2 protein-coding genes and 2 pseudogenes are annotated in these 7,490 nt (G+C 59.9%); 2 read left to right on the forward strand and 2 right to left on the reverse strand.

What is annotated here, in order from left to right; genetic code table 11:
- Nucleotides 1-66: 66 nt before the first annotated feature.
- Both B3F77_RS09270 and B3F77_RS09275 read right to left on the reverse strand, forming a co-directional pair.
- Complete coding sequence (locus B3F77_RS09270) at nucleotides 67-5,247, reverse strand: ATP-binding protein (protein WP_293604682.1); 5,181 nt, start codon at nucleotides 5,245-5,247, stop codon at nucleotides 67-69.
- A gap of 3 nt (nucleotides 5,248-5,250) precedes the next feature.
- The gene (locus B3F77_RS09275; RefSeq protein ID WP_293604683.1) at nucleotides 5,251-6,543 is read right to left on the reverse strand and encodes a DUF5677 domain-containing protein; all 1,293 of its coding nucleotides are present in this window, start codon (nucleotides 6,541-6,543) and stop codon (nucleotides 5,251-5,253) included.
- Between the two features lie 628 nt (nucleotides 6,544-7,171).
- Here B3F77_RS09275 and B3F77_RS09280 point away from each other — a divergent pair.
- Nucleotides 7,172-7,321, forward strand: a pseudogene (locus B3F77_RS09280) (helix-turn-helix domain-containing protein); the annotation flags it as partial.
- A 29-nt stretch (nucleotides 7,322-7,350) separates the two neighbouring features.
- A pseudogene (locus B3F77_RS09285) lies at nucleotides 7,351-7,490 on the forward strand (IS6 family transposase); the annotation flags it as partial.

Here is a 7,490-nt window from a genome sequence, read left to right on the forward strand (position 1 = left end):
TCGTGGGTAGCCACTGAACTCAATGTCTCGGCCGAGTACCGATCACTGATGCAAATGAGCGAAGTACTAGTGCTTGCTAAGGTCTTCCTCCAACCGACTCGCCTCCGGCACACCTAGGGCTACCAATTCCGCAACAACACGGTCAATGGCAGGCCTGGGGACGGCACTATGACCAACACTTTCTGGGCTCCGGGCGCGTATGGCTTCCATCACCAGGCACCAACGCCGGCCGACGCAGTGGTCGATCCATAGTTGTCGGAATTCCGGGAAGGCATCAATCCATGTGGTTGCGGCCGCGACGAGCACATCCACGTATTCGACCCTCGGAGCAACCTCCAACAAATTAAGCAGCACAAGGGCGACGACGAGGGATGGTCCAGCCTGGACCAATTTGCCCAACACGGGAAGAAACGGTCCGACCCGCTCCGCGCCCTTTTCATACAGATAGCATTTACTACCTTGCCCAAAATGATGGTCGTTGAAGAACAAGACTGCGATTGCCGGGCCAATGTGCATTTCGACCGATAGGTCCTTGCTTCGATTCAGGCGCGCCCATCCACGGGTGTTCAACATGTGGTCGGCAAAGGCTCTCCGAATGTCCACGGCGACATGCGTCGGAATGTCGCCGCATTCGAAATACACCGCGTCAATGCTGCGCACAAAGTCGACAAGCACATCGTAGAAATTGCGCTCTGGAAGCTTGATGACGTGCCGCAGGACCAGTTCATAGACCTCGGCAGATGACAGACCTACGACGCAGCGAGCAACCGTGGCAAAGAACGTGTCGTTCCACTCCGATGGTGGGCGATCGGTTTCATCCCCGTCGTCGAGTTCGGAACCGTTTGCTACGGTCGTCCAGCCCATATACGCTTTGACCATCGGTCTAAGCCAGGTCAGCAGGGTAGCGTCAGGAAGGCCACGCACCTGTCGCAGCCAGAGCGCCGCCGCTTGGTGATTCACATGTTCTGTTGGCGGCGGTGTTCTTGCCTCTGGGGGGGCCGACGCGGCAACATGGCCCCGCGACAAACGAAGACGCCTTTTTGGTCGGGCTTGCTCTTCCGGGAAGATCGGCCACTGCGGCTCCATGCCCGCAGCGCCCAGCCAGGCCACCTCCGCGGCGGCAGCGGCCTGGGCCCGCGCCAAGCGGCGCGCTGAGCATGCCGCAACTTCCTCTTGGGGTAGGTTCCAAACCCGGTTTTCTGCGACACAGGCACTAAGGGCGCATCGCAATATCGCGCGCGGAAGCCGGCCGTCGACGGCCTCCAGTGCCGCCACCGCGGCGCCGAAGCCATGCGCAGCCGCATGATTACCGGCCGCCGCTATTTCGAGAAGCGCGCGCACGTCTTCCGGCGTGTGCCGATGTTGCAGGGCGTGAATCAATCCGGCATATGCGATTGCGGTCGGATTGAAGCGCCGGCCCCCTCGAATCTGCCGCGCTGGGTCGTCGTCTAGCTCCTTAAGCGCTTCGTCCAGTTGGGATCGTGCCCACTCCCCATGCTCGGCGCGCAAGGCGTCGTCGCCGTCGCGCATGGCGACCATGGCGGCGGCCAAAACCGCTTCTTTTCGCATGCGCTGCTCGCCAGCATCGTCGTCTGGGTCCTCCTCGACCTTGGTCAAGGGCCGCCGCGCCCATGCCATAGCAGCCGATCGACCTTCCGGCAATAGCCGGGAGGGATCGTCGACGGCAAGGCTGAGAGCGGACTGCATTTCGAAATCCAAAGACCTATCTGTCGCGGCATCTTGCAACGCCTGCATGTGGCTCTGTTCAGCGGCTGACGGTACATACTGCCGTACCGTCGCCATAGAGCCGTCCTTCAGCGTCACTTCGATTTCCTGCCAATTCGAGACATCCGCGAGATTCAGCGCGTGCAGGCCCATGAAATCCGGGTTGCCCAGATGCGCATCCGCGTCGGGGGGACCGAGGCGTGCCGCCGCTTCCTCCAGCAGCGCGACGAGCCTAGCGTGCTGTTCCGGGGATGCTAGAAACGTGAAGTTACCGATCAATCCATCGAGTGTTGTCCGCCGAGACGGCCGCCGCTTGAGATCGGCCACACTCACCCCCCCTCGTGGCTCAGTCCGTGATGCGCTAAGGCCAAAGAAATCTGGCATCTCGACACGGTCGTGCACCTGGCGCGTGTGATCGATGCACAAGAGTTCGGGGCAACCTAAAAACGCCGCCGCCACGTGAAGCGATTTCGGCCAATGGGAGATGATCAGATCCACTGCTACAAGCAAATAGGTGGCACATGAGCCGGGCGGCCCGAGCACGTCTGCCAGAACACTCTCGAAAGTTTCGCCTGCCTCGATCCGGCGGTGCGCCCAAGCTTCGAGCGCCATGAGCGCCGAAGTGACGCTGTAGTAGTTGCTGTTGCGAGACCAAAAGTAGGTCTGCGTCCACGGAAAAGTGCGTGCGGCTTCAGGAAATGACAAGCTGAACGCGTCTGATCCAGGGTCACTGCTGCGGCTTCCGTGGGCAACCGCGTGTGCGACCAAGCGACGCACCAGCGCCAAACCGTCCTTGGGAGAACTTGTTAGCAATTCGAGGAATGGGCCCTGGGCCGGCGACACTGGAAGAAATTCGTGATCGATATAGGTGAATGCCTCTTCACGCTCGCGGTCATAGTGCCGGTCGCGTCGCCGCGGCCTTGCGATCAATGCCCGCGCCGTTAGGTCAGCCAGCTCCGACGGAGCCGCTTGCGCCAATGTGCCGCGCAGCTTCAGGATGCTGCGCACTATCTCTTCGTTGTGCTCGCTCTGCGCCACAGCCTTCAGATATTCGGCGGCAAGCTCCGGCGTCGTCCGCGCGAACATGATGAACGCGTTGCGCAGATCCGACTTTAGAGACTGGACTCCGTCGCGATCAAGATGCGCCCAGAACACAGGGCCTTCACTTGGCGCCGGCATGGCATCGCGCGGCTCCATCAGCCTGAGCCAGCGGTAGATTTGCCGCGTTGTAAACGGCGTGATATCGGTGACGCCAAGCGTGCCGACGGAGAACCCGGTGTATAGCTCGACAGTCTCTGGAACGGCTTCGTTAGGAACACTATCCCCGATGCTCAAGAGCCAGATGATCAGCGTGGTCCACGCTGGACCGCGTGGAATATTCAGGGACGCCGGTATGAGCGCCGGATCGACGCCTGTTGTCGCGAACGCCTTTGCTGCCGGGAGCACGTCGACAGCCATGACCGTTCGGAGCAGCTCTCGCAGTAGGGCAGCACCATTGCCAAGGAGTTCGGGTGCCGCGCGTTGCAGAAGTGCCACTGCAGCTTCGGATCGTGCAAGTGCGAGCAGTGCAGCGCGACGCCAGGATCGATGAACGCCTGTTCGGCTCAGCCGTTCGACGAGCGCGGTCCAGGCAAGGCCATCGCGCGCGCGTTCGATTGCCATGCGTGCTGCCAGCTCGACGCCACGGGCGAACATTGCGGTAGCCGGCCGATCTAGGCTCAGCCGGTCGACTAACCCAGGATCGGCGTGGAGCGTATTTGCGATCGCCCACTCCCGCAGTACATCGTGCCGAAACGCCACGCGGTCGATACCAAGATTTCGCAGCGTGCCGCTGGAAACCAACGCGTCAATCGGCGCCGCAGCTTGAGCTCCAACGTCGAGAAAGTCTGCGCCTGATAAGGTCTGCGCGGCTGCGTCCAGCAGTAGTCGAGATCGATCACGCCAACCGCTGTCGCGTGCACCATCGGCCGTGGCCCACCACTGCTCTGCCATATCAACTTCAGTGCGCGGTACGGGAGCGGATGCTGGCTGGCCCGCGAGTCGTGCGAGGCGAAACAGGTTCCTGGCAACTTGGCGTGCGGGATGGCCGTCCGCGAGTAGCGGCGCGAGCGAAGGATCAGTCGTCGTCAGCTGTTCAATTTCCGCCTTGCTCAGCTGACCTATCGTGATCGGTTCGGTTCGAACTAGGCGCGCAAGTGCGTCGTTCGGCAGCCAGCTAGGCTCATCAACCCCAAATTCGGGCCGCGCCGTGGCGACAACAGCTACTCCCGGAACCAAGGACGCTTCCCCGATAACGTCGACGACCGTGAGCCTCTCTTCGACGCTGAAGGAATCGAGGTTGTCGACAAAGATGGTGGCGCCGCCGTCGTTGGCGAGTTCCACGAGCAATTCTCGAAGCATACCGTCGAAGCCGAGCTGCGCTCGCATTGCGTGCCATCCGCGGGGAACACAGCGACCAGGACTGAGAACGATAACCTGACCTTCAGCTTGCATCGCCTCAGCCAATTGCCGCAGTACACCCGACTTGCCGACGCCGGCTTCGCCACGGACCTCAACATAGCGCCCGCCATCCAGTGCTACACGCGTAGCGGTAATGCGCTCTTGCCGCGTAAGTACAACTTTACCAACGCGGTTGCGAATGTCAGTCAGAGCCAGGCGAGAGGCTTCCGCAAGCGCGCTTCGGGCCGCCGCGTGCCGGCGTTCGCCTACGAACCGATAGCCCAGGAGGGCAAGAGCTTGCAGCGTCGTTTCGCGGCTTTTTTCGCCGCCACTTTTCGCCACGTCGATTGCCAGCTCAATCAGGCTTACCCAGAGAGCCCCAGCGCGCGATCCATCATCGGCATGCAGCACCCGCACGGCACGTTCCAGCGCCAGGTCATGCGACGCGGAGCCCGTGGCCGTGAAGTCGAAGGTCAGAATCTGCAGTCGGCGCAGCAACAGCCAGACTGTCTCGTCGTCGTCCGACGAACCTTCATCGCGCAGGTGACTTTTGAACGTTCTGACGAAGGCGCGCATGTCGTCGTTCGCTGCGCCCGCCAAGCCAATTTGAGCGGAGAACGTGGCGGCATCTCCAGTCTGCCGCGCGAGGGTGAGGACATCCTGATAGGCCCCATCGATCTTGCGCGATCCCTTCGTTGTCGCAATCGCCAGCTCGTAGCGCTGCGTCAAGAATTCGGGCCGTTGCGACGCCTTGGCGATCTGGCCCACGACCTTACGAAAGACCGGATCGGCAGCGGCGAATGTGATCGACCGCTTGACCTGAATCTCGAGGACGGCCGCCTTGCCGGAAACGCTGTCGTGTGCATGGACAATCACGTCATCAAGCGGGCGGCCGACATTGGCCTGTTGCAGGGCGACACGATCAATCGTGGCGCCCGGAAGTCCCCGCGGGGGCGCTCCACTGAGCATGGCAAGCAAATAGAACGCACCGACCTGGCCTTCGAAATGAGTCCCAGCCGGCCCACTGGCCAATGTGCTCGTTCCGAAATCGCTGTCGGCCGGTTTTTTTTCTGGTCCGCTCATGACTTAACCCGTTCCGTCCTTCCGAAGCTGGCGCTCTTCCCGCTCGATGCGACGCTGCGTCTTTACAAATTGCAGTTCAACCTTCGAAAAAATGTCGCCGACCACACGAGACCAGATGATGCTGTCGGTGTTCGGATGGATTAGAAGCAGCACCGCCGTAACTTGAGCCAGCGAAAGAGCTGCGAGCCGCCCAGCTTCTTGGAGACCAACGTTGCTGGCGCCCGCCAAAATGCCGTCTTGGTCGCCGAGGATGCCCAAGCGAAAGAATGTGCCTTTCGCCCCGGCGTGTACGGTGTTGCTTGCCAGTCTGAAGTATGGCCGCAGCCGATCAAGGTCGACCGCAGCCTCAATGCTTGCGAATGTCGGATTGGGGTTCTTCAGCGTGTCTGCGGCCCAGCCATAGTCATTGAGGAACGGCTTGCCGTACTTGCGCTCAAGATCGAGCGCCAGCGCATCGAGACGCTTTTGGTCGCGCGTAGAGATCCGTCGATGTTGCAGCACAGCTGCGAATCGCTGGTACTGGCGGGCAGCCTTGATCGAGTCCGCGCCAACATGTGCAACGTAGCGTTCCGCTACGGTTGGTCCACGCTCGGCGATCAGCATCGCCGTAACGGTCAGTTCGTGCATCGTGCGCCAGCGGGACAGTGCCCCGTCGGAGAACCCGTTGCGCAACAGGGCCTGTACCTCCCCCGCGACTTGTAGGGTCCGACCGTGCAGCCGCGTGACGACGTCCACCACGACCAGGTCCCTGGCCCTTCGGCGTTGTTTCCGCAGCCAGTGATTGCGCACGGCGCCGATCTCTTGGCATAGGGCGACATGTATATCCAGCAGCTTGAAGGGCTCGGCCCAGGTCAATTCAAGGCGCCGCATGAAAGCATCACGCTCATTTGTCAGGTGCAATAGGCGTGCGGCCGGGTCCTTGAGAACGTTCCGCAAGGCGCTTTGACTGAGCAAGTCGAAGATATCCTGCGAAGCGCTTTCAATGGCGTCCGTAATCCCTTCTACGGCCTGATCCAAATCAGCGCCATCCAGGCAAAAATTGATGGAGCGGCTCCCGGTGATCTCGTCATCCAGCGTCAAATCGAAGGTGGACTGCCCGGCACTTGATGGGGCGGCTAGTAGCTGCTCGGCGGAGCGTTTGATGGATTCGAAGTGTTTTGAGCCATCAATCCCTTGCTCGCAGAGCTTCTTGATCAGAATTCCAGCGAGTACGTGCGCTGGCTCAGTTTGACTGCGCAGCGCTGCTAAGTAGGCGTGGTGAAATTCCGCCGCAGCATGGGGTCGCTTGGATTGCATGCCCGCTATTGTCGCTGGATAGTCTCGTTGGGCGTTAGTCCGGCAAGGCGCTGATGCTGCCTAGGCGCAGCGCTAAGCCGCGTCGACGTCACCATGCCCCTCGACCGCCTCTTTGGCGACCCGTGCAAAGCGTTGGGGTAGCCAGCTACTTCTGAACGATTCAACCGACTCGTTTCATCGACCGGTTGAATCCAAGGTCTTTATGCGTCGTTGGCCTGAAGTTTGGCCAGTTTTTCTGGTGGCCGACTCTTAAAGACCCAAACCCGACGTACACCAGGTCAGAATGAAGCCCACCAGAAAGTGGGGAAGCGGACCTTCAATTTCGCCGCATGCCGTCGCTCACCGCCAGTGCCAAAAACTCGGAAGCTGTCATTCAGCGACAACAATCATTTTTCCTGTTTGTCGGTCGGCAGAGCAGCGTATCCAGTCCTTCACGACAGGCAGCTTTCGGGTTGTCCAATTGCTTGATTTTTGACAGAGGTCAAATTGACTTTTGCGGTTCGATGAAGATTCTTGTTGCGAAAGTTCACAAACGCCACTCTTCTATTGATTCGGCCCAAATAAGTTTGAACTTCTCATGAATTTCCTGATTGGAAGGTCATGGAAATAAGACGCAAGAAACCAAGCTCTGGAGCAACTCCACGAGCGGCGCAAGCAAGTCGTGCGATTGCACAAGAAGGCCATCAAGATCATGAAGATCGTTGAATTGACGGGCTTGAGCTACCCGACAGTACGAGCCACAATTGATCGATTCGAAAAAGGTGACTGGGCAGCGATATGGACGTCACCCGCTTCAATAGATAGGGGATGAGATTTCCGAAAGAAATCATTCTGGTGTGTATCCGCTGGTACGCGGCGTACGCGCTGAGTTATCGCAACCTCGAAGAGATGATGCAGGAGCGCGGTGTCGCTGTCGACCATTCAACCATCAGCCGTTGGGCAATCCG

Origin of the sequence: Polaromonas sp. UBA4122 (assembly GCA_002381615.1) — a bacterium.
Taxonomy (GTDB): domain Bacteria; phylum Pseudomonadota; class Gammaproteobacteria; order Burkholderiales; family Burkholderiaceae_C; genus Polaromonas.